Source organism: Cytobacillus sp. Bac17 (assembly GCF_024519925.1).
Classification (GTDB): Bacteria; Bacillota; Bacilli; order Bacillales; family Cytobacillaceae; genus Cytobacillus; species Cytobacillus pseudoceanisediminis.
The window spans coordinates 106,664-130,463 of the sequence record NZ_JALJRC010000008.1; the positions used below are offsets into that span (position 1 = coordinate 106,664).

Annotated in this window: 19 protein-coding genes; 18 read left to right on the forward strand and 1 reads right to left on the reverse strand. The window is 44.3% G+C overall.

Annotated features, from left to right (window positions below; genetic code table 11):
* Nucleotides 1-116: 116 nt before the first annotated feature.
* Nucleotides 117-1,298, reverse strand: coding sequence for a cardiolipin synthase (gene cls, locus NR125_RS12390; RefSeq protein WP_217035466.1), 1,182 nt, complete (start codon nucleotides 1,296-1,298; stop codon nucleotides 117-119).
* A 276-nt stretch (nucleotides 1,299-1,574) separates the two neighbouring features.
* Between cls and NR125_RS12395 the strand changes: the two genes are divergently transcribed.
* The 18 genes from NR125_RS12395 to NR125_RS12480 all read left to right on the forward strand — a co-directional run bounded on the left by NR125_RS12395 (nucleotide 1,575) and on the right by NR125_RS12480 (nucleotide 23,790).
* On the forward strand, nucleotides 1,575-3,686 hold the full coding sequence (locus NR125_RS12395; RefSeq protein ID WP_009332309.1) for a (Fe-S)-binding protein: 2,112 nt from the start codon (nucleotides 1,575-1,577) through the stop codon (nucleotides 3,684-3,686).
* Between the two features lie 327 nt (nucleotides 3,687-4,013).
* Nucleotides 4,014-5,201: an acetyl-CoA C-acetyltransferase gene (locus NR125_RS12400; protein ID WP_256815443.1), complete on the forward strand. Its 1,188-nt coding sequence runs from the start codon at nucleotides 4,014-4,016 to the stop codon at nucleotides 5,199-5,201.
* Nucleotides 5,202-5,410: 209 nt separating this feature from the next.
* On the forward strand, nucleotides 5,411-6,265 hold the full coding sequence (locus NR125_RS12405) for a 3-hydroxybutyryl-CoA dehydrogenase (RefSeq protein ID WP_256815444.1): 855 nt from the start codon (nucleotides 5,411-5,413) through the stop codon (nucleotides 6,263-6,265).
* A 49-nt stretch (nucleotides 6,266-6,314) separates the two neighbouring features.
* Nucleotides 6,315-7,445 carry an acyl-CoA dehydrogenase gene (locus NR125_RS12410; RefSeq protein WP_192907968.1) on the forward strand — a complete coding sequence of 377 codons (1,131 nt, stop codon included), beginning with the start codon at nucleotides 6,315-6,317 and terminating at the stop codon, nucleotides 7,443-7,445.
* Between the two features lie 63 nt (nucleotides 7,446-7,508).
* On the forward strand, nucleotides 7,509-8,648 hold the full coding sequence (locus NR125_RS12415) for an acyl-CoA dehydrogenase (protein ID WP_019380585.1): 1,140 nt from the start codon (nucleotides 7,509-7,511) through the stop codon (nucleotides 8,646-8,648).
* A 327-nt stretch (nucleotides 8,649-8,975) separates the two neighbouring features.
* On the forward strand, nucleotides 8,976-9,620 hold the full coding sequence (locus NR125_RS12420) for a TetR/AcrR family transcriptional regulator (protein ID WP_071159475.1): 645 nt from the start codon (nucleotides 8,976-8,978) through the stop codon (nucleotides 9,618-9,620).
* Nucleotides 9,621-9,679: 59 nt separating this feature from the next.
* Nucleotides 9,680-12,946, forward strand: a complete 3,267-nt coding sequence (icmF, locus tag NR125_RS12425) for a fused isobutyryl-CoA mutase/GTPase IcmF (RefSeq protein WP_071159477.1) — start codon at nucleotides 9,680-9,682, stop codon at nucleotides 12,944-12,946.
* Between the two features lie 149 nt (nucleotides 12,947-13,095).
* Nucleotides 13,096-13,272 (forward strand): hypothetical protein, encoded by a 177-nt coding sequence (locus NR125_RS12430; RefSeq protein ID WP_019380588.1) that lies wholly within the window; start codon nucleotides 13,096-13,098, stop codon nucleotides 13,270-13,272.
* A gap of 409 nt (nucleotides 13,273-13,681) precedes the next feature.
* The gene (gene rpoE, locus NR125_RS12435) at nucleotides 13,682-14,260 is read left to right on the forward strand and encodes a DNA-directed RNA polymerase subunit delta (protein WP_019380590.1); all 579 of its coding nucleotides are present in this window, start codon (nucleotides 13,682-13,684) and stop codon (nucleotides 14,258-14,260) included.
* A gap of 272 nt (nucleotides 14,261-14,532) precedes the next feature.
* Entirely contained in the window at nucleotides 14,533-16,140 is a 1,608-nt protein-coding gene (locus tag NR125_RS12440) for a CTP synthase (RefSeq protein WP_019380591.1), read from the forward strand.
* Between the two features lie 183 nt (nucleotides 16,141-16,323).
* Nucleotides 16,324-17,328 carry a LacI family DNA-binding transcriptional regulator gene (locus NR125_RS12445; protein ID WP_009332299.1) on the forward strand — a complete coding sequence of 335 codons (1,005 nt, stop codon included), beginning with the start codon at nucleotides 16,324-16,326 and terminating at the stop codon, nucleotides 17,326-17,328.
* A gap of 20 nt (nucleotides 17,329-17,348) precedes the next feature.
* Nucleotides 17,349-18,305, forward strand: a complete 957-nt coding sequence (locus NR125_RS12450; protein WP_256815445.1) for a sugar kinase — start codon at nucleotides 17,349-17,351, stop codon at nucleotides 18,303-18,305.
* Nucleotides 18,306-18,316: 11 nt separating this feature from the next.
* Nucleotides 18,317-18,862, forward strand: coding sequence for a 6-phospho-3-hexuloisomerase (gene hxlB / locus NR125_RS12455; RefSeq protein WP_009332297.1), 546 nt, complete (start codon nucleotides 18,317-18,319; stop codon nucleotides 18,860-18,862).
* A gap of 10 nt (nucleotides 18,863-18,872) precedes the next feature.
* Complete coding sequence (allD, locus tag NR125_RS12460) at nucleotides 18,873-19,883, forward strand: ureidoglycolate dehydrogenase (RefSeq protein WP_256815446.1); 1,011 nt, start codon at nucleotides 18,873-18,875, stop codon at nucleotides 19,881-19,883.
* Between the two features lie 27 nt (nucleotides 19,884-19,910).
* Nucleotides 19,911-20,915, forward strand: a complete 1,005-nt coding sequence (locus NR125_RS12465) for a TRAP transporter substrate-binding protein (protein WP_256815447.1) — start codon at nucleotides 19,911-19,913, stop codon at nucleotides 20,913-20,915.
* A gap of 78 nt (nucleotides 20,916-20,993) precedes the next feature.
* Nucleotides 20,994-21,488, forward strand: coding sequence for a TRAP transporter small permease (locus NR125_RS12470; protein WP_019380594.1), 495 nt, complete (start codon nucleotides 20,994-20,996; stop codon nucleotides 21,486-21,488).
* Nucleotides 21,485-22,759 carry a TRAP transporter large permease gene (locus NR125_RS12475; protein ID WP_009332293.1) on the forward strand — a complete coding sequence of 425 codons (1,275 nt, stop codon included), beginning with the start codon at nucleotides 21,485-21,487 and terminating at the stop codon, nucleotides 22,757-22,759. The genes NR125_RS12470 and NR125_RS12475 overlap by 4 nt, the downstream gene beginning before the upstream one ends.
* 11 nt (nucleotides 22,760-22,770) lie before the next feature.
* On the forward strand, nucleotides 22,771-23,790 hold the full coding sequence (locus tag NR125_RS12480) for a zinc-binding alcohol dehydrogenase family protein (protein ID WP_217035436.1): 1,020 nt from the start codon (nucleotides 22,771-22,773) through the stop codon (nucleotides 23,788-23,790).
* The last annotated feature ends 10 nt before the right edge of the window (nucleotides 23,791-23,800 follow it).

The following is a 23,800-nucleotide window of genomic DNA, read 5'->3' on the forward strand; positions in this document are numbered from 1 at the left end:
ATCATCGCACGACCAAAAGCGGCAGCTTTTGGGAGGATGGGGGTCATGCAGACGTTGCCACAGGACGTGGCGTTCTTTGTCTGCGTTCCTTCGTGGGCAAGGCGCTTCCGCTTTTCTTAGAGGAAGCTTGCCACAGACCGGGCAAGCATTTCCTTGAATGTCCGTAAAGGGTCCAGCCGGTTTAATTCTTTTAGCGTCAATCTCTTTGCATTGTCTATGTCTTTGTCCAGAACAGACCTGATCTGCTTTATGAACTCTTTGTCATAAATAAAGCAATTGATTTCATAATTTAAAAACAGGCTCCGCTTATCAAAATTGGCTGTTCCAATATCGCTGATTTCATCATCGATGATGATCGCCTTCGCATGGTAAAAGCCATTTTTGTATTCATACACATAAGCTCCTTGTTTAATCAAGGTTCTTAAGTAAAGATAGGAGGCTTCCTTAACAAGAATATGATCGGTAATGCATGGGACAAGTATCTTGACAGTTACCCCGCGTTCCAGGGCATGGATTAAATCCTGAAAAAGCCTTTTGCCCGGAATAAAATAGGGTGTCCCAATCGTAATGCTCTTTTTCGCATTCCGAATTAAGGAGGAGAAGCTTTCTTCTAAAAATGCTCCTTTATAAGATGCGAACTGATGGCGGTAATCTCCTGCAGGCTGCTCAGGAAAATAGACTCTGTTTGCGAGCAGGTCAGTCTTTGTTGCTTTATACCAATCGATTAGAAACTCTCTTTGCAGATCCTCTACCCCTTCACCACGGAATTTCAAATGATAGTCACGCCAGGGACTCAGCTTTTTATCCAGATTGATGTATTCTTTGCCAATATTGAAGCCTCCGCTGTAACCGATCTTTCCGTCAATAACGGTAATTTTCCGATGGTTCCTGGCCTGGAAAGAATAGAAGAGAAATGGAAGCTTTGGCACATGTGCAAACGAAAACTTAATGCCGCTGCTTTTAAGATCCTTAACGGTTTTGCGTTTAACCGGAAAGCTTCCGGCCCAATCCAGCAAAAGACGGACTTCCACTCCTTCTTTTGCTTTACCCTTTAAAATGGTTAAAAACTCCTTGCTGATTTTATCATCCTTCACAATATAAAATAAAATATGGATGTGCTTTTGCGCTCTTCTTAGCTCGGAGAATAAATCATCAAACAAAGCAGGTCCGTCTGCAAATAGTTCCATATCAGACTGCCGGATGGGTAAGGCGGTCCGCTCAAGCTTTTTCATATGGCTTTTCCGGCCCCATGTAAAGTCGATATAGAGCCATAAGAAGATGACGAGTAAAACGGCCATAATGATATTCCAGACAGTCAATGCAATCTTCCTCTCGACAGGATTTTCCTGTTAGTATTTCCTGCAAAGCTTTTTCTATCATGGAATCTCCCAAAATGGGAGGACTTTTCACCTTTATAAAGAATTTAATAAATGAAAATAATGAAATTTTTCGAACAAGTTTAACGAAAAATGGTTGACTGAATGCTCATTCATAATATAATGGGAGTAAGAGTAAATTCAGAAAATTATATTGTTTTTAAAATTTTCTAAGATGAAGAAAGGAGCACCATGCCTATGAACGGTCTATTATGGATCAACTTAATTGCATTTCTTCTTGTAACCGCTTACGCCATCAGCCTGTTTGTCTATGTTGTGAAGACGCGGATTGAATATATCAAGCTTGGCAAAAAGGTGGAGTTTGACGGCAAGGTGAAAGAACGCCTTGAGAAGATCTGGGTTAACGTATTTGGCCAGAAGAAGCTTTTAAAGGATAAGAAAAGCGGAATTATCCACGTGATGTTTTTCTACGGCTTCATTCTTGTCCAATTTGGAGCAATCGATTTTATTATCAAGGGAATTAAGCCAGGTGCGCATTTGCCGCTTGGACCATTATATCCTGGCTTCACCTTTTTCCAGGAAATTGTGACCCTGATGATCCTTGTAGCGGTAATCTGGGCTTTCCACCGTCGTTATGTGGAAAAGCTTGTCCGTTTAAAACGCGGATTCAAATCAGGTCTCGTTCTTATTTTTATCGGAGGGCTCATGCTTTCCGTACTGCTTGGCAATGGAATGGGCATGATTTGGCATGGCCATGAAGGAACCTGGACAGAACCGGTTGCTTCTCTGATTGCCGGTGCATTCGCATGGATGGGTGAAACGGCATCAATAGTTGTGTTTTACATCTCATGGTGGATTCACTTAGTATTCCTTCTCGCTTTCCTTGTGTACGTGCCGCAATCCAAGCACGCTCACTTAATCGCCGGACCGGCCAACGTATATTTCAACCGTCTGGATAATCCGGGGAAATTAAAAGCAATCGACTTTGAAGATGAGTCACAGGAAAGCTTTGGTGTCGGAAAGATTGAAGATTTTACACAGCATCAGATGATCGATTTCTATGCATGTGTGGAATGCGGACGCTGTACCAATATGTGTCCGGCAACCGGCACGGGAAAAATGCTTTCTCCGATGGATTTAATCCTGAAATTGCGTGACCATTTAACCAATCATGGTGCTGTTGTCACTTCGAAGCAGCCTTGGGTGCCGACATTTGCGTTTTCAAATACGAAAGGCAATCAGCTTGCCCTTGCTGCTGCAGGCCAGGGTGCAGAAGAAGCTGCTGCAGGCCTTGCATACAGCCCTAGCCTGATTGGCGAAGTCATTACAGAAGAAGAAATCTGGGCTTGTACGACTTGCCGAAACTGTGAAGACCAATGCCCGGTTATGAATGAACATGTTGATAAGATTATTGATCTGCGCCGCTACCTTGTTTTAACAGAGGGTAAAATGGATGCGGATGCACAGCGCGCCATGACCAATATCGAGCGCCAGGGAAATCCTTGGGGACTGAACCGCAAGGAGCGCGAAGACTGGAGAGAAGCACGCGAAGATGTTCATGTTCCGACAGTGAAGGAAATGAAAAAGGCAGGAGAAGAGTTTGAATACTTATTCTGGGTTGGCTCCATGGGATCTTATGATAACCGCAGCCAAAAGATCGCTCTTTCCTTTGCGAAACTAATGAATGAGGCAGGCGTTAAATTCGCGATCCTTGGAAACAAAGAAAAGAACTCTGGTGACACACCAAGACGTCTTGGAAACGAGTTCTTATTCCAGGAGCTTGCCACAAAGAATATTGAAGAGTTTGAGAAAAATGAAGTGAAGAAGATCGTAACGATCGATCCTCATGCCTACAACATTTTCAAAAATGAGTATCCGGATTTTGGATTAGAGGCAGAGGTTTATCACCATACTGAAGTTCTTGCTAAGCTTGTAGAAGAAGGCAAGCTGAAGCCGCAATATGCTGTGGAAGAAACGATCACATTCCATGATTCCTGCTATCTTGGACGCTACAACGAGGTGTACGATCCTCCTCGTGAAATCCTTAAGAGCATTCCTGGCGTTAAGCTTGTGGAAATGGAAAGAAACCGCGAAACCGGCATGTGCTGCGGAGCAGGCGGCGGCTTAATGTGGATGGAAGAAGAAACAGGGCACCGCATCAACGTCTCACGCACAGAGCAGGCACTCGCAGTGAATCCATCCGTGATCAGCTCCGGATGCCCATACTGCTTAACGATGCTTTCAGATGGCACGAAAGCAAAAGAAGTGGAAGAACAGGTTCATACGTACGATGTTGCCGAAATTCTCGAAAAGTCTGTTATAGGTGAAAGCCAGAACTTAGCATCCTAACATATTGAAAGTGGAAATTGAAGCACTGAAGCAAATTTCAGCTAAAGCATTTTGACGAAAAATGTTTTTACCAGAATTTTGTGTAAAGTGTTTCAATTTCTGCTATTTTTCTAGTAAAATAGAATATGATAAAGCGCTTACAATTTTGCTTGTTTGCTGATGAGGGAGAAAATCCTTTGATTTCGCGGTTTTTTCGAGCGAGCGTTCAGTCAGCCAACGCGCCTTCACTGATATTTAACTTCAACCAGAACTGCTTCATAGACCCGATTTTTTTTCAAATTAATTATTAGAACATTTTAAATTAATAGTACAAGGGAGCGATTCTTAATGGGGAAAACCGTAATTCTTAGCGGAGTAAGAACACCTTTTGGAAAATTTGCCGGAGCGCTTAGCAGCTTTTCAGCTTCTGACCTTGGCGGATTTGCAGTAAAAGAAGCGCTGAACCGCGCCGGCGTCAATCCAGAGGACGTAGATGAAGTGATTCTCGGAACCGTTCTCCAGGGCGGCCAGGGCCAGATCCCTTCACGTCAGGCTGCAAGAAAAGCAGGCTTGCCATGGGAAGTGAAAACGGAAACGATCAATAAAGTATGTGCTTCCGGCATGCGTAGCGTCACATTAGGGGATCAGATTATCCGGGCGGGTGACGAGGAAGTCATCGTGGCCGGGGGCATGGAATCCATGAGCAATGCTCCTTATATTTTGCCGAAAGCTCGCTGGGGGCTGCGCATGGGTGATTCAACGGTTAAGGACTTAATGGTTCATGACGGATTAAGCTGCAGCTTCACAGGCGTCCATATGGGAACATACGGAAACTCGACAGCTAAAGAGTTTGAAATCAGCCGTGAAGCGCAGGACAACTGGGCACTGAGAAGCCATGAACGTGCCATTGCAGCAATGGAATCCGGCAGATTGGCAGAGGAAATCGTGCCGGTGGAAGTGCCGCAGCGAAAAGGTGAGCCAATCGTTGTTTCCCAGGATGAATCGCCGCGTAAAGATACTTCCTTAGAAAAGCTGGCTAAGCTGGGGTCGGTTTTTAACTCCGATGGTACGATCACTGCGGGGAATGCGCCTGGCGTTAACGACGGAGCAGCAGCCTTAGTATTGATGAGCGAAGAGCGGGCAGAACGCGAAGGCAAAAAGCCGGGAGCTTATATTCTTGGCCATACAGCGCTTGCAGTGGAAGCCAAGGATTTCCCGCAAACCCCTGGACTTGTCATTAATGCTCTATTGAAAAAGACAGGAAAAACCCTGGAAGAGATTGACCTATTTGAAATTAACGAAGCATTTGCGGCTGTTGCTTTAACAAGCGGAAAAATTGCCGGTCTTGATGAAGAGAAAGTGAATGTTAACGACGGTGCCGTTGCCCTTGGACACCCAATCGGCGCGAGCGGAGCGAGAATCATCCTAACACTGATGCATGAACTGAAGCGCCGCGGAGGCGGAATCGGCATTTCGGCCATCTGCAGCGGCGGAGGCCAGGGAGATGCGGTGATGATTGAGGTTCCGAAGCAGTAATCTGTTTTAGGACGGCGGTGCAGCCCGGCCAAGCGAGAGACGCAACTGATCATATCGGCCGCAATTAGGATTTTACGGCCAAAATAATCAATTTATCGGCCACATGGAACAATGAAGGTCTATATGAACATCTTACCGGCCAAAAAGCAGGATTTACCAGCCGAATCGATAGAAATACAGGCCAAAGCCCAAGATCGGAGGATACAAATATGAACGTAAAAAACATTATGGTAATCGGTGCTGGACAAATGGGTTCAGGAATCGCGCAGGTTTGTGCGCAGGCAGGCTACAGCGTCATCTTAAACGACCTAAAGCCGGATTTTGTTGAACGCGGCATTGGCGTAATTATAAAGAATCTTTCCCGCCAGGTGGAAAAAGAGCGCATGACAGCGGAAGACATGGAAACAGTGCTGAAAAATGTAACCGCTTCAACTGATCTGCAGGACGCAAAGAACGTTGAGCTCATCATCGAAGCAGCCGTTGAAAATATGGAGATTAAAACAAAGATCTTCAGCCAGCTGGATGAAATCGCTCCAGAACATGCGATTCTGGCAAGCAATACATCATCCCTTCCTATCACAGAAATCGCGGCTGCCACAAAACGTCCGGAAAAAGTCATCGGCATGCATTTTATGAACCCGGTACCAGTGATGAAGCTAGTAGAAATCATCCGTGGCCTTGCAACTGCAGACGAAGTGTATCAAACCATTGAAGACATCACAAAGACGCTTAAAAAAGTGCCGGTAGAAGTGAATGACTTTCCTGGATTCGTATCCAACCGCATCCTGATGCCGATGATTAATGAAGCAATCTTCACGCTTTATGAAGGGGTTGCGACAAAAGAGGCCATTGATGAAGTGATGAAGCTTGGCATGAACCATCCAATGGGACCGCTGACTTTGGCTGATTTCATTGGCCTGGATACATGCCTGTATATTATGGAAACCCTGCATGAAGGCTTTGGCGATGATAAATACCGTCCATGCCCGCTGTTAAGAAAATATGTAAAAGCTGGCTGGCTTGGCAAGAAGACAGGCAGAGGCTTCTACGTTTACGAAAAATAATCACAGGAGCCCGGCTGAATAGAGCCAGGCGGCATCGGAGGGTATACAAATGAACCTGAGATTTACAGAAGAACAGGAAATGATGAGGAGAATGGTGCGTGATTTTGCGCAAACGGAAATCGCCCCTTTTGTGGAAAAAATGGAGCAGGGCGAGTTTCCAAGGGAGATTCTCCGCAAAATGGGCGAGCTTGGCCTGATGGGGATACCGATTCCTGAAAAATACGGCGGATCCGAAATGGACTTTACCTCCTACATTATCGCCATCCATGAACTGTCCCGTGTGAGTGCGACAGTGGGCGTTATTTTATCGGTCCACACATCGGTTGGAACAAACCCAATCCTTTACTTCGGTACGGAAGAGCAAAAGCAGAAATATATTCCGAAGCTTGCTTCAGGCGAGTACCTCGGAGCTTTTTGCCTCACTGAACCGAGCGCAGGCTCGGATGCGGGAAGCCTGAAATCCCGTGCGGTAAAAGATGGAGACCATTATGTCATTAATGGTTCAAAAGTGTTCATCACGAATGCTGGCGAAGCAGACGTATATATTGTATTTGCATCCACAAATCCGGAGCTTGGCAGCAAAGGCATCTCCGCTTTTATTGTAGAGAAAGATACGCCAGGCCTTGTATTTGGGAAGGATGAGCACAAAATGGGCTTGCACGGCTCAAGAACGCTTCAGCTGACATTTGAGGATATGCGTGTTCCTTCTGAAAATCTTCTCGGCAATGAAGGAGAAGGCTTCAAGATTGCGATGGCCAATCTGGACGCCGGACGGATCGGTATTGCTTCGCAGGCGCTTGGAATCGCAGAAGCAGCCTTTGAAGCAGCCGCAAGCTATGCGAAGGAACGTGTACAGTTCGGCAAGCCGATCGCTGCTCAGCAAGGTGTCGGATTCAAGCTTGCAGACATGGCGACAAGCGTCGAAGCTGCAAAACTATTAATCTATCGCGCAGCAGACATGCGCCAGCGCGGCATTAAATGCGGACTGGAAGCCTCAATGGCAAAGCTGTTTGCATCCAAAACAGCAGTAGACGTGTCAACAGAAGCCATTCAGGTATTCGGCGGCTACGGCTACACGGAAGACTACCCGGTTGAGCGCTACTTCCGTGATGCCAAAATTACCGAAATCTATGAAGGCACAAGCGAAATTCAGCGGATTGTCATCAGCAAACAGCTGTAAAGAAACAGACCAATAATGAATTCACCATATATCAACGAATCCATATAAAGCGAGGGAAAGACAATGAATTTCCAATTGAGTGAAGAGCATGAAATGATCAGAAAAATGGTGCGCGATTTTGCCAGGAATGAAGTGGCGCCGACTGCTGCTGAACGCGACGAAGAAGAGCGCTTTGACAGAGAGATTTTCGACAAAATGGCGGAGCTTGGCTTAACAGGGATTCCGTGGCCTGAAGAGTATGGCGGAATCGGCAGTGATTACCTTGCTTACTGCATCGCAGTTGAAGAGCTTTCCAGAGTATGTGCCTCTACAGGTGTAACTCTTTCAGCACATACATCTCTGGCAGGCTGGCCGATTTTCAAATTCGGAAGCGAAGAGCAAAAGCAAAAATACCTGAAGCCTATGGCCCAGGGTGAAAAAATTGGCGCTTATGGCCTTACTGAGCCAGGCAGCGGATCAGATGCCGGCGGAATGAGAACAACGGCACGTCTTGAGGGTGATCATTACGTCTTAAACGGCAGCAAAATTTTCATCACAAACGGCGGAATCGCAGATATCTATGTTGTATTTGCCCTGACAGATCCAGCTTCCAAACATAAAGGAACAACAGCGTTTATCGTGGAATCCGGCTTTGAAGGCTTCTCAGTCGGCAAGAAGGAAAAGAAACTGGGTATTCGTTCCTCACCTACAACTGAAATCATTTTTGAAGAGTGCAAAGTTCCGGTTGAGAACGTTCTAGGAAACGTAGGCGAAGGCTTTAAAATTGCCATGATGACACTTGACGGCGGCCGCAACGGCATAGCTGCCCAGGCAGTCGGGATCGCGCAGGGCGCACTGGATGCTTCAGTTGAATATGCAAAAGAACGCCAGCAGTTTGGCAAGCCTATTGCTGCCCAGCAGGGAATCGGATTTAAGCTGGCAGACATGGCCACAAGCATTGAAGCTTCAAGACTATTAACGTACCAGGCAGCATGGCTGGAGTCAGAAGGGCTTCCATACGGAAAAGAATCTGCCATGTCCAAACTGCTTGCTGGTGATACGGCTATGAAAGTAACAACAGATGCCGTCCAAATCTTTGGCGGGTACGGATATACAAAGGATTATCCGGTAGAACGCTTCATGCGTGACGCCAAAATTACGCAAATCTACGAAGGCACACAGGAAATCCAGCGTCTCGTAATCTCTCGTATGGTAACGAAATAAATGTTCTAAAACGGGTCGTTTTGGTAAAATTTGTGTCTTTAGAGCTGCTGACTAAGTTTAAGCAATGAGTTGATTGCAGCGGAAGGTGCGAGATCCTCGAAAATGCTATCGCATTTTCTTCGTGCGGTGTTTTTTCTGGGAAGCTTATTCAACGTCCTGCGGGAGTAGCGGGACAGGTGAGACCCCGCAGACGCAGAGCGTCGAGGAGGTTCACCGCCCGCCCCGCGGAAAGCGAGCATCCTGGAGAGGAAATCAACGGGCAGAATTCATAAGTTAATACACATTTATAAACAGGCATTATGATTCACGGGAGGCGGTAGGTAAACAATGAAAAAACGGGAAGTGCAGGCTTCTGTTAAAGATGAGCGTCTTGTCAAAAAAAGACGTGATCAGATGATTAAAGGTGCCGTCACCCTTTTTATCCAAAAAGGGTTCCATCGTACAACAACTAGAGAGATCGCGAAGGCATCTGGTTTTAGTATTGGAACGCTTTATGAATACATCCGTACGAAGGAAGACGTACTATATCTGGTTTGTGACAGCATTTATGACCAGGTCGCTGAACGGCTTCAAAAAGGTCTTGATACGAAACAGGGCACGCTTGAAAGCCTGAAACAAGGCATCGCCGACTATTTCAAGGTTGTCGATGAAATGCAGGATGAAGTGCTCGTCATGTACCAGGAAGTAAAGGCTCTGACAAAGGACGCGCTTCCATATGTTCTGAAAAAAGAAATTGAAATGGTCGGCATGTTCGAGCATGTCATTACACTTTGTGTCGAGAACGGGGAACTGGACCTGCCGGAGGAAAAAATCAAAATGATTGCCCATAACATTTTTGTCCAGGGGCAAATGTGGGCATTCCGCCGCTGGTCACTGCAGAAAATGTACAGCATCGATGAATATATCCAGCTGCAGACCAATCTCCTTATTCAAGGAATAAAGGATCCGGGAAGAGTTTCGGAAAAAGCTTAATAATAGCGTGCAGGCAACAGCAGCACAGTTGCCTGCGCTTACGGACAAGGGGGAGAACGATGAGCAATCCAGAAGTCTATAAGCCGAAAAATCATATTCGCTTCGTTACGGCTTCCAGCCTATTTGACGGACATGATGCTTCTATTAATATTATGCGCCGCATCATTCAGGCAAGCGGTGCAGAGGTCATCCACCTCGGGCATAACCGTTCTGTGGAAGAAGTCGTAAATGCTGCAATCCAGGAAGATGTGCAGGGAATCGCTATTTCCTCTTATCAGGGAGGACATGTAGAGTACTTCAAATATATGTATGACCTTTTGAAGGAGCGGGGCGCATCCCACATCCGCATTTATGGCGGAGGGGGCGGTGTCATTATCCCGAAGGAAATCAAAGAATTGCATGACTACGGAATCGCGAGGATTTTCTCTCCGGAAGATGGCCGCCAATACGGCCTCCAGGGGATGATTGATCAAATGATCAAGGAGTGTGATTTCCCGACTTTCACAGCTGAAGCATCCGAGCAGATTGAAAAGCTTCAGGATGGGGAAACCAATGCCATTGCCAAGCTGATTACACTGGCTGAGCATCAGGTAACCGTAGGCAAAGAAGCGGCAGCATCGCTTGAGCCGGTCATGGAGAAAGTGAAGTCACTGGAAAAGCAGGTACCTGTAGTGGGAATTACGGGTACAGGCGGTGCTGGAAAAAGCTCGCTGACTGACGAACTGATCCGCCGTTTCATTAATGAAATTCCGGAGAAAAAAGTTGCGATCCTTTCTGTTGATCCGACAAAGCAAAAAACAGGCGGTGCGCTTCTTGGCGACCGTATCCGCATGAACGCCATCTTTAATCCGCGAGTCTACATGCGAAGCCTGGCAACAAGAAATTCCCGCAGCGAGCTGTCGCTTGCGATTCAGGATGCCATATCAGTTGTCAAAGCAGCCGGCTATGATCTGATTATTGTAGAAACAAGCGGAATCGGGCAGGGAGATGCCGGCATTACGGAAATTTGTGATGCTTCCATGTATGTCATGACAAGTGAATTCGGCGCGCCTTCCCAGCTTGAGAAAATTGATATGATCGATTATGCAGACTTGATCGTCATTAATAAATTTGAGCGCAAAGGTTCTGAAGATGCCATGCGGCAGGTGCAAAAGCAGTACCAGCGCAGCCGGATGCTTTTTGAAAAAGAGCTGGAAGACATGCCTGTCTACGGAACCATTGCCAGCCAGTTTAATGATCCTGGCACAAATGCGGTGTTTGCGGCACTTGTGGAAACAATTAATGAAAAAGCAGGTACAGACTGGAAGACAAGTTTTACAAAAAACGCAAAAGTTGAAAAGCAGAATGTGATTATCCCGAATGAACAGCGCTATTATCTGCGCGAAGTGTCTGAAACAGTCCGCGGCTACCACAAGAAAGCGGAGGAGCAGGCCGATCTTGCCCGCAAACTGTTCCAGCTCGAAGGGGCTCTGCTTGCTGTGAAAGAACAAGAAGGAAATGAAGAAGTCATTGCTTCTCTTGACGCCATTAAATCAGCAGCAGAAGAAAAACTGTCTGCTGAAACAAAGAAAATCCTTGCTGGCTGGGATGATCTAAAGGAAAAATACTCAGGCGAGCAATTTGTGACAAAAATCCGCGATAAAGAAATCGTGACGGTTTTAAAAACAAAAAGCTTATCCGGCCTGTCCATTCCAAAAGTGGCACTGCCTAAGTATAAGGATTACGGAGAAATCATCCGCTGGGTATACAGAGAAAACGTGCCGGGTTCATTCCCTTATACAGCTGGTGTTTTTCCATTTAAACGCGAGGGTGAAGATCCGAAGAGACAGTTTGCCGGAGAAGGTACACCTGAACGGACAAATCGCCGCTTCCATTATCTGTCCAAGGATGATGCCGCGAAGCGTCTGAGCACAGCGTTTGATTCTGTAACCCTATACGGGGAAGATCCTGACTATCGCCCGGACATTTACGGAAAAGTCGGGGAAAGCGGAGTCAGCATCTGTACGCTGGATGATATGAAGAAATTGTATGCAGGATTCGATTTGTGCCATCCATCTACATCTGTATCGATGACGATTAATGGGCCGGCACCGATTATTTTGGCGATGTTCATGAATACGGCCATCGAACAGCAGATTGAAGTAAAAGAGCAGGAGCTTGGCCGCGTGCTGACTCCTGAAGAATTCACAGAAGTTAGGGCGAAAACACTGCAGACTGTCCGCGGGACGGTTCAGGCTGACATTTTAAAAGAAGATCAGGGACAGAATACTTGTATCTTCTCGACTGAGTTTGCTTTGAGGATGATGGGGGATATCCAGCAGTACTTTATCGACCATAAAGTCCGAAATTATTACTCTGTTTCGATTTCCGGTTACCATATCGCAGAAGCGGGCGCAAACCCGATTTCTCAGCTTGCCTTTACACTGGCAAATGGCTTCACCTATGTCGAGTACTATTTGAGCAGAGGCATGAACATCAATGATTTTGCACCAAACCTTTCATTCTTCTTCTCCAATGGACTTGATCCGGAGTATACGGTGCTGGGCCGTGTGGCGCGCCGCATCTGGGCAACGGTTATGAGAGATAAATATGGCGCCAATGAAAGAAGCCAGAAACTGAAGTACCATATCCAGACTTCAGGGCGCTCTCTGCATGCACAGGAAATTGATTTTAACGATATCCGTACAACGCTGCAGGCATTAATGGCGCTTCAGGATAACTGTAACTCCCTTCATACTAATGCTTATGATGAAGCCATTACGACACCGACAGAAGAATCTGTCCGCCGTGCGATGGCCATCCAGATGATCATTACTAAAGAGCATGGATTATCGAAAAATGAAAACCCGCTTCAGGGTGCATTTATTGTAGATGAATTGACAGACCTTGTGGAAGAGCAGGTGCTGAGAGAGTTCGAACGCATCAATGACCGCGGCGGCGTGCTTGGCGCCATGGAAACTCAATACCAGCGCGGCAAAATCCAGGATGAGTCCATGTATTATGAAATGAAGAAGCACACTGGTGAGCTTCCAATTATTGGAGTTAACACATACTTAAATCCTAATCCTCCTTCAGAGGATGAAATGAATAACATGGAGCTTGCACGGGCAACGAAGGAAGAAAAAGAAACACAGATCCGCAATCTGCGCAGCTTCCAGGACCGTAACAAAGACAAATCGGAAGAGGCGCTGAAACAATTGAAGGAAGCAGCAGTCAGCGGCGGCAACATTTTTGCCGAACTGATGGAAACCGTCAAAGTGGCAAGCCTCGGCCAAATCACCCGTGCTTTATACGAAGTGGGTGGACAGTACCGCCGGAATATGTAAAACCAAATGGATCAACAGGGCCTGCAGCTGCAGGCCCTTGTTTTTCTGCACTTTTATTTAACATAGAATTAATATAAAATACATCCATATCCTATATAATGGAATCAATACATAGCAGTGCACTTCGGGGACCCTGAGGATGTGAAAAAATGAAAAAAATCTTGCTCTACGCAGCCATACTTGCAGCTGCTGCAGGAGTTTACTTTTTATATGGAAAACAGCTGGGAGCCATTGCATTCTTTGTGCTCTCCTTCTACTTCACCTGGCTCGCCTATAAAAAATGGGACCGGCCGGTAAAGGGGAGGAGAAAGAGGAGGGTAAATTAGCTTCTTTTTAACGGATAATGTAAAAAAGTTAATTGTCTTGTTAATACAATGAGAGTTTTTCTGCTGAGTTAATTGGAGTGGAGGACACTTGATCCTCGAAAATGCTGGCGCATTTCCTTCGTGCGGTATTCATTCGAGGAAGCTTATTCAATGTCCTGCGGGAGTCCCCTGCTCCTCCCCGCGGAAAGCAAGTGCCCGCAGATAATTTAAAATCAAGAATAAATCGCATAAAAATACGCAGAACAGCAGATATAACTGGCATAAACCGTAAAAATTTGTTTATAATGAAGAATATGCCTTCTTGGAGGCTGTCCGCACGCATTTTCATACAGCTGCGGAACTTCAGCTTTAATAGTTTGTGATTTGCGCTGCAGAATGAGCGTTTACATAGGGAAAGGAAGTGCTGATATTGAGTTTGGAACAGTTCTCAAAAGAAGAATTACAAGAAATGTCATTAATCGAAGTGGCTTATGAACTTCTGACAAGCAAAAAAGAACCAATGGCCTTTAATGACATTATGAATGAAGTGGCTAAACTTATGAACCTTTCAGAGGAACAAGTCAGGGGAAAAATTGCACAATTCTATACAGATTTAAATATAGATGGCCATTTTATCGGATTGGGCGATAACCGCTGGGGCCTTCGTTCATGGTATCCGGTTGACCAATATGAAGAAGAAATCGTTACCGTAATCAAGCCTAAGAAGAAAAAGGCGAAGAAAAAGGACGACGAGGATCTCGATCTTGAAGATTATGATGAGCTTGATGAAGAAGATATCGATTACGACGATATCGACGGATTTGACGATGATGATCTGACAGAAGACGATGATGACGATCTTCTTGACGATGACGATGATCTTGATGATGATGAGTTCGAGGACGATGATGAAATAATCGAAAAAGATGAAGAATACGACCTTGGCGATGAGGACGAAGAGCTTGAGGAAGATGACCTAGACGCTGACGAAGAGGAAGAAGATTTATAATCTTGACATTTCGTTTCAGGGCTTGTAGAATACTTTTTGGGCTCCTTAAAAGAGGACGATTCGTTTAGACGCTAATAGCGCTCCCTTACTTACTTAAGTAAGAGGGGCGCTTTTTATTTTTTTATAGGCCATGTGCCTTTTTAAAAGAGCTAAACCATCCCTTTGCGATAAGCTTCCGCTGAAAAAATCGGAGGCTGAACAATAGAATTTTTATCATCAAGTCTTTAAACCGGCATCATTATGCACAAACTGATATCAAGGGGGAATTTTTCATGACTAAGTATATTTTTGTTACGGGCGGAGTTGTTTCGTCACTAGGAAAAGGAATCACGGCAGCATCACTTGGCCGCTTATTGAAAAACAGAGGGTTAACGGTTACGATTCAGAAATTCGACCCTTACATAAATGTGGATCCGGGAACAATGAGCCCGTACCAGCATGGTGAGGTGTTTGTAACAGGTGACGGCGCGGAGACTGACCTGGACTTAGGTCACTATGAGCGTTTTGTTGATATTAACCTGACTAAGTACAGCAGTGTAACAACTGGTAAAATTTACTCAACTGTCCTAAGAAAAGAGCGCCGCGGCGACTATAACGGCGGAACGGTACAGGTTATTCCGCATATCACAAATGAAATCAAGGATAAGGTTTTCCGTGCAGGCCATGAAACGAATTCTGATGTGGTCATCACAGAAATCGGCGGAACAGTAGGGGATATTGAGTCACTTCCATTCCTTGAAGCGATCCGCCAGATTAAGAGCGATATCGGCCGCGATAATGTGATGTACATTCACTGTACATTGGTTCCTTATATCAAGGCAGCAGGTGAAATGAAAACAAAGCCTACACAGCACAGTGTGAAAGAACTGAGAAGCCTTGGCATTCAGCCAAACGTCATCGTTCTTCGTACAGAAATGCCAATTTCCCAGGATATGAAGGATAAAATTGCGCTATTCTGTGATATCGATAAAGAAGCAGTTATTGAAGCAACAGATGCGGATACATTATATTCTATACCACTATCTCTTCAAGATCAGAAGCTTGATGAAATTGTCTGCAAGCATTTGAAGCTGGATTGCGGAGAAGCGGACATGACAGAGTGGAAGCAGCTGGTCGACAAGGTTCTGAACCTTTCCAGAAAAACCAGAATTGCCCTTGTCGGTAAATATGTTGAATTGCAGGATGCTTACATTTCAGTCGTCGAAGCCCTAAAACATGCGGGTTATGCTTTTGATTCTGATATTGAAATCAAATGGATCAACTCGGAAGAAGTGGACAGCAGTAATGTCAATGAACTGCTTCAGGATGCTGACGGAATTCTGGTTCCAGGCGGATTTGGCGACCGTGGCATTGAAGGGAAAATCCTTGCGATTCAATATGCCCGTGAGAACAAAAGGCCATTCCTTGGCATCTGTCTTGGGATGCAGCTGGCTTCGATTGAATTTGCAAGAAATGTACTGGGTCTTGAAGGGGCACACTCAGCAGAAATTGCTCCTGAAACACCGCATCCAATTATCGACCTTCTGCCTGAGCAAAAGGATATTGAGGATTTAGGCGGAACTCTAAGACTTGGATTACAAGCTTGTAAATTGAATGAAGAGACAAAAGCCTTTGAGGCATACCAGGACGAAGTGGTATATGAGCGTCATCGCCATCGCTATGAGTTCAATAACCACTACCGCCAGGATATGGAGAAAGCGGGCTTTGTCTTCTCTGGTACAAGCCCGGATGGCCGCTTAGTGGAAATCATCGAAGTGAAGGATCACCCTTGGTTCGTTGCTTCCCAGTTCCATCCTGAATTTATCTCAAGACCAACTCGCCCTCAGCCATTATTCCGTGAATTTGTCGGGGCTTCTTTGAAATTTAGCGAGAAATTATAATGTGGAAAAATCCCTCCGGATGCGGAGGGATTTTTTTTGTTCAAACCGTTGTTGAATGATTCCTGCTAAAAATAAAATTCAGAAATTTTAGTATTGATTTTGAAAAGGTTTTCATTTATACTTTCCCTAAACCGGTTTACTAAACCGATTTACTAAATCGGTTTAGCGAGAGGATAGTACAACATGAAAAAAATAACGATGTTAGATGTTGCGCAAAAAGCAAATGTATCAAAGAGCACAGTTTCACAGTATATCAATAATCGCTACGAGTATATGGCGGAATCTACTAAAATGCGAATTGAAGATGCCATTCGCGAGCTGGGATATATCCCTAATTTCGTAGCTAAAAGTTTGAAGCAAAAGAAGTCATCAACCATTGGAGTGATTGTTGCCAATATACTTCATACGTTTTCGACAGAAATTATCAGGGCCATTGAAGATGTTTGCGAAAAAAATGAATTTCATTTGTTTGTCTGTAACGCAGACGATAATCCGGAAAAAGAACGTGCATACATTGATATGCTCTTAGCTAAACAAGTTGATGGACTGATTATCTTTCCGACCATCGGAAATGAAGATCAATATAAACGGCTGAAACTTTCAAATTTCCCTATTGTTTTTGTAGATAGAAAGCTTGAAAAAACAATTTATCCAACGCTGCTTTTGGATAACGAGAGAGCAGCTGAGATTGCCGTTCAGGAAATTGTCCAAAAAGGCCATAGGAAAATAGGGCTGGTATCCATGTCCTTAAGCCAAAAAGTGACACCCCGGATCGAACGGATAAATGGATACAAGAAAACGCTGAAACAAAATGATTTGCCTGTAAAGGATGATTGGATTATTGCGGCAGAAAGAAAAGACATTATCCCTGAACTAGAAAAAATGTGGCTGAAAGAAGAAACGCCAGAGGCATTTTTTGCTACAAACGACCTTTCACTCATTGAACTTTTGAAATTTTTAAGAAAAAAGAATTTGAAGGTTCCTGATGATGTAAGCGTTATTGCAGTAGATGACTCTGATTTCCTGGAAATCTCGGCAACACCAATAACAGCCATCAAACAGCCGACTTTTGAAATTGGCAATGATGCCGCTTCAGTTTTATTAGATTTAATTAGAAATCCTCAGTTTGAGGAAGTATATGAGATTAAAAGATATGCTCCTGCTTTAGTTGAGCGGGAATCTTTATAGAGTGTTAGGAGAGAAAAATAATGTCATCACCATTCAAAGTTTTAACAATCGGAGATGCCATGATAACACTGAACCCAGCTGTAAAAGGACCACTTAGATATGTCACCCAGTTTGAACGCAAGGTGGGCGGTGCAGAACTTAACTTTGCCATTGGATGTGCAAGGCTTGGGTTAGACAGCAAGTGGATTAGCCGGCTGGGGGAAGATGAGTTTGGCAGAGTCATATATAACTTCGCTCGGGGAGAGGGCGTAGATGTATCGGGTGTGGATTTTGTAAGCGGCTGCCCGACATCACTTAACTTTAAGGAAATTAATGAGGATGGATCAGGCAAGACATTCTATTACCGATATAACTCGCCTATCTTAACCTTGACACCGGAAATGATTCAGGAAGAACTGTTTGAAAATGTAGATCTTGTCCATCTTACAGGTGTTTTCCTTGCTATTGATTCAAAGAACATCGAAACTGCCGCAAAAGTGATTGAAGTCGCAAAACAAAAAAAGATTCCAATCTCCTTTGATCCAAATATCAGACTGAAGCTTTGGGCGATTGAAGAAGCGAGAAAAGCATATAAAGAAATTCTTCCGCATGTTGATATCCTGCTGACTGGATTAGAAGAGATCAGGCTAATAAGCGGAATGGAAGAAGAAGATGAACTTGCACTTTTTGCCAGAGAATATGGCATTAGGGATTTGGTCTTAAAGGATGGCGCTAATGGATCAAAGCTATTCCGGAATGGCGATTGGACACGGGCAGAAAGCTTCCGTGTGACTCCTGTTGATACTGTCGGAGCCGGGGATGGATTCGATGCAGGATACATTTATGGCTGGCTGAACGGCTTCAGCAAGGAAAGACTGCTTCAATTTGCTAATGGCGTAGGTGCCCTGGTTACAACCGTCTCAGGAGATAATGAAGGTCTTCCTTATCTTAGTGAAGTAAACGCATTTATTAATAATGACCTTATTGTTGAAAGATAAGGGGTGGACAAATGGATACGATTCTTACAATTCTTAAAGAAATGAGAGCAGTATGCACACATGTCGATAAGAACGAATACGACTCTTTCGTAGCACTTTTAAAGAGTGACGCTCGTTTCTTCTTTACTGGGGAAGGCCGTTCAGGCCTAGTGGCAAAGGCGATTGCCATGCGTCTTATGCATAGCGGAAAAACAGTCTATGTTTTGGGAGAAACGACAACACCGGCCATACAGGAGAACGATATACTAATCGTTTTATCTGGCTCAGCCAAAACAGGACAGACCATAAGTTTTTCTGAAAACGCCTTCAAGGCGGGGGCGAAAGTATTTCTGATCACAACTGACAAAGAGGCCATTCACCAGCCATGCTTTACGGGGGGAATGCAGATTCCTGCGGCAACAAAATACCGCCTTTCAGGAGAACCAGATACGATTCAGCCTCTGGGGAATCAGTTTGATCAGGCTGCACATCTTATTTTAGATGCAGCAATCATTGATAGTTTATCAGAAAGAAATTCGAACGAAGAAATGGTCAAGAAACATACCAACCTGGAGTAGGGGGATCATTATGTCTACTGTGACAATTCATCATGAAGAAGCCAAGAAGCTAGTAATTCAGAAATTAACAGATGCTGGCTTGCTGCATGAACATGCAGAAAAAGTTGCGGAAATCCTGGTTCATGCGGATTTAAGAAATGTTAATTCACATGGTGTACTTCGTACTGAACATTATGTGAACCGTTTAAATGCGGGAGGTATCAATCCCGCTGCCGAGATTTCATTCAATAAAACTGGTCCTGTGACAGGGGTAGTCGATGGGGATGACGGATTTGGACACGTCATTGCAGATGAAGCCATGAATCATGCCATCCAGATGGCAAAGGAAAATGGTGTGGGAATGGTCACAGCCATTAACAGCAGCCATTGCGGGGCACTTAGCTATTTTGTTCAAAATGCCGCAGAGGAAAACCTGATTGGAATTGCGATGACACATACCGATAAAATTGTCGTGCCATTTGGAGGCAAAGATGCTTTCCTTGGAACCAATCCGATTGCCTATGGTGTACCGGCAAAAACACAGAAACCATTCATCCTGGATATGGCAACATCGAATGTAGCTCTGGGGAAAATCCTTCAATATAAAGAAGAAGGAAAAGAAATTCCAAAAGGATGGGGTGTAGACGAGAATGGGGAAACCGTAACAGATCCTTCCAAAGTCGTTTCACTTTCTCCGTTTGGTGGGCCTAAGGGCTATGGACTATCAATGATTGTCGACATCTTCTCGGGTTTGCTTGCAGGTGCAGCTTTTGGGCCGCATGTAGCCAAGATGTATGGAGACCTGGATAAGAAGCGGAAGCTTGGCCATTATTTCTGTGCAATTAATCCGGCATTCTTCACGGATGCAGATGCATTCCTGGAAAATATGGATCAAATGATGGAGGAAATCCGTCAGGCCCCTCCAGCTCCGGGTTTTAAAAGTGTTCTTGTGCCAGGTGAAATTGAACAAATGAATGAAGAAAGAAACCTTGAAAAAGGGATAACAATTGCTTCAACGGTCCATCAGTTTTTAACAAACTAAACCTATAGAAAAAAGGGGAGAAACATAATGAAATTGAAGTGGTTATCTGGTGTTTTAGCAGCGACATTGATGCTTAGTGCCTGCGGTTCGAGCGGTTCTAATGGGGCAAGCGGCGAGAAGCAAGAGGGAGAAGTAATCAAGTGGAAGTTTGGCCACTTGGCAGATGAGAATCACATTTGGCATAAAACGGCTGAGGAATTTGCAGATCTGGTTAATGAAAAAACAGAAGGGCAAATTGAAATTCAGATATTCCCGAACAACTCTCTTGGCGGAGAAACAGATACAATCAATGCCATTCAGGCGGGTACAGCTGACTTGGTTATTTCTGGTGAAACCATGCAAAACTGGGCACCTAAAGCTGCTTTAATGGCAGTACCGTATGCTTTCCGTGATCTTGACCATGTAAAAACGGTTGTAGAAGGGGAAATCGGTGAAGAAATTGAGAAGGAAATTACTGAAAAAGTTGGCTTGACTCCTTTGTATTATCATACACGTGCTCCACGTAACTTGACTTCAAGTGAGCCAATTGAGTCACCATCTGATTTAAAGGGTTTTTCTATGCGTGTTCCAAATGTTCCATTGTTCCTGAAAGTCTGGGAAGCCGCAGGTGCCAAGCCGCAGGTTATGGACTTCAATGAAGTATTTACTGGCCTCCAGCAAGGAGTTATTAAAGGACAGGAAAATCCGGTTGATTTAATACAGAGCGGCGGGTTGTATGAAGTTCAAAAGTATGTGAATCGTACAGAGCATGTATATTCATGGATTTATATCCTGATTGGCAACAAGCAGTTTGAGGCCTTGAATGATGAACAGAAAAAAGCTGTGACAGAAGCAGCTGCAGAAGCGCAGGCATTTGGAGAAAAACTTTATGATGAAGAAATTTCCAAGATAGAGTCTGAGCTTGAAAGTGAAGGAATGGAGTTTGTTGATGTTGACCAGGATGCCTTCCGTGAAAAAATGCAGCCTGCGATTAAAGATAGCCTTAAGCCAGAACAGTATGAGCTTTATGAAAAAATTCTAGAGGTAGAATAATAGTCTTATTGGAACAAGTTAAAGGCACCGCTGACTATTTTGCCAGCAGTGCCTTTAATTAAAGGAAGGAATGAAAAAATGAAAATTCGAATTTGGCTTGACCGAATATTAGCCTTCTTGACTGTTATAAGTTTTTCCGGGGTAATTATCGTGGTTACCATTCAAATCATGTCGCGCTATCTTCCCTACACAGCAATTTGGACGGAAGAGCTTACGCGCTATTTGTTTATATACTCCATTTGCTTTGGGGCACCGCTAGCTTTGCTTCGAGGCGAGTTTATTAATGTAGATCTGATTCTTACAAAAATGTCACATGCTTTTCGCCGGTATTATGAAATTGGGATTTATTTACTGATTATATTGTTAAGCGGGGTTCTCGTTAAAGAAGGATGGTTCTTTACACAGCTAGGGGAAAATCAGACTTCAGCCACAATGCCTTTTCAGATGTCGGTAATCCACGCTGCAATATTTATCATGAGTGCATTTTTATTATTGTATTCAATTGTCAAAATCATTAGGCTAATCCGAAATGAAGAAGATTTTAATTCACAAATGGGTGGTGGGGAGCTATGATGGCAGCCATTTTGTTTTTCTCGTTCATAATCCTGATATTCCTAGGCGTGCCAGTAGCATTCAGCCTTGGCCTATCTTCACTTTTTTATTTAATACTGGCTGATATCCCGTTAAGCATCATTCCGCAAAAAATGTTTGGAGGGCTAAACTCCTTTGTTTTGCTCTGTATCCCCGGGTTTATTCTGGCAGGAAACTTAATGAATGCTGGGGGTATTACAGATCGCATCATTCAGTTTGCAAATAATTGCTTCGGCCATATCCGAGGGGGACTTGGCTTAGCGAATGTAGGATCATCGATGGGGTTTGCAGGTATTTCGGGTACAGCTTTGGCAGACACAGCCAGTATAGGAGCTATTCTTATTCCTGCTATGAAAAAAGAAGGGTACGGAGCAGGTTTTTCTGCAGCTGTAACGGCATCTTCATCAACAGTTGGCCCGATTATTCCTCCGTCTCTTCCGATGATTATTGTCGGGACACTTGCATCAGTATCTATTGGCGATCTGTTTTTGGCTGGTGCCCTGCCAGGGTTATTACTTGGCCTGGGATTAATGATTCCAACCTATATTATTTCTGTTAAAAGAAATTATCCAAAAGGGGAAAGAAAGTCACTAAAGGAAATATGGAAAAGCTTCACTGGGGCGTTCTGGGCACTATTTATGACAGTTATCATTATGTATGGAATTCTCGGAGGCTACTTCACACCGACTGAAGCGTCTGTCATTGCAGTATTGTATGCCTTTGTTATTGGAATCTTCGTTTATAAAGAGCTTCCCATTAAAAAAATTCCGGAAATTATGCTTTCTTCCATGACAGGTACGGCTTCTATCATGCTTCTCGTAGGTTTTGCCAACCTTTTTGGCTGGATTATGGTAAGTGAGCAGATTCCACAAATGGTTGCAGATGCAATTCTCGGAATCTCGTCAAACCCAATTGTCGTTATTTTATTGATTAACTTGCTGTTATTGTTTGTTGGAACGTTCATGGAGACGATTGCGGCTCTAGTCATTCTGTTCCCGGTGTTATTACCGGTAGCTGCTTCCATTGGTATGGATCCGGTTCAATTTGGGGTCATGATGGTATTAAACCTTGTTATTGGTCTAGTAACGCCTCCTGTTGGTGTTTGTCTATTTGTAGCATCACAAATCGGCAAGATCTCAATTGGAAAAACAGCAAAAGAATTACTGCCATTCTTAGGAGTCAGTCTGGCTGTCTTAATGCTTGTGGCTTTTGTGCCGCAAATCTCACTGTTTCTTCCAAGTTTATTTGAATAGGGGGTAGTAAAATGAAAGCAGTACAAATTCCAAGTGCAATGGAAATGGAAGTCATTGATATAGAAAAACCAGTTATCCGCAATCCTGATGAGGTTCTAGTAAAAGTTAAAAGAGTTGGAATATGCGGGTCAGATATGCATATTTACCATGGGACAAATCCACTTGCAACCTACCCAAGAATTGTTGGCCATGAAGTGGCAGGAGAAGTCGTTGAAGTCGGGTCAAATGTTTCAGGAATGAAACCTGGTGACCATGTTGTAGTGGAGCCAATCCGCTATTGCGGAGAGTGCTACGCATGCCGAAAAGGACGCCCGAATGTATGTCAGTCTTTATCTGTTTTTGGTGTTCATGAAGATGGAGGGTTGCGGGAATTCTTTGTACTGCCTGAAAAACAGCTTCATGTTGTGAATTCATCATTAGAATGGGATGAAATTGTATTGGCTGAACCCTACACCATTGGAGCTCAGGCTGTATGGCGCGGGGCCGTTGGAGAAGGAGATACTGTATTCATCCAGGGAAGCGGCCCGATAGGCATATGCATTTTAAAAATGGCGAAGCTGCAGGGTGCAAGGGTTATTATCAGTGATTTGAAGCAGGAACGACTAGCATTTGCCAAGGAAAATGGGGCAGATGAAATCATTAATGCATCGGAAGAGTCTGTAGAAGATCGGGTATTGGAATTGACAGATGGTGAAGGACCAAATGTAGTGATTGATGCAGTATGTCTGCCTTCTACCTTTGAGCTTGGCGTAAATCTTGTATCGCCTGCCGGCACGGTAGTTGTTCTGGGGTTTGATGAACGGCCATCCTCTATTCCGCAATTGCCAATAACGAAAAAAGAAGTAACTATTGTCGGTTCGCGGCTCCAGACAAACCAATTTGAAAAGGTTGTATCTCTGCTGAATGTAGAAAAACTTCAATCAAACGGTTTTATTACCCACCATTTTCCGATAAGTGAAGTGCAGGAAGCATTCCGATATGTAGAGAAGAATCCTGACCAGGTTCGAAAAGCAGTTATTGTTTTCGATTAAGGGGAGATTA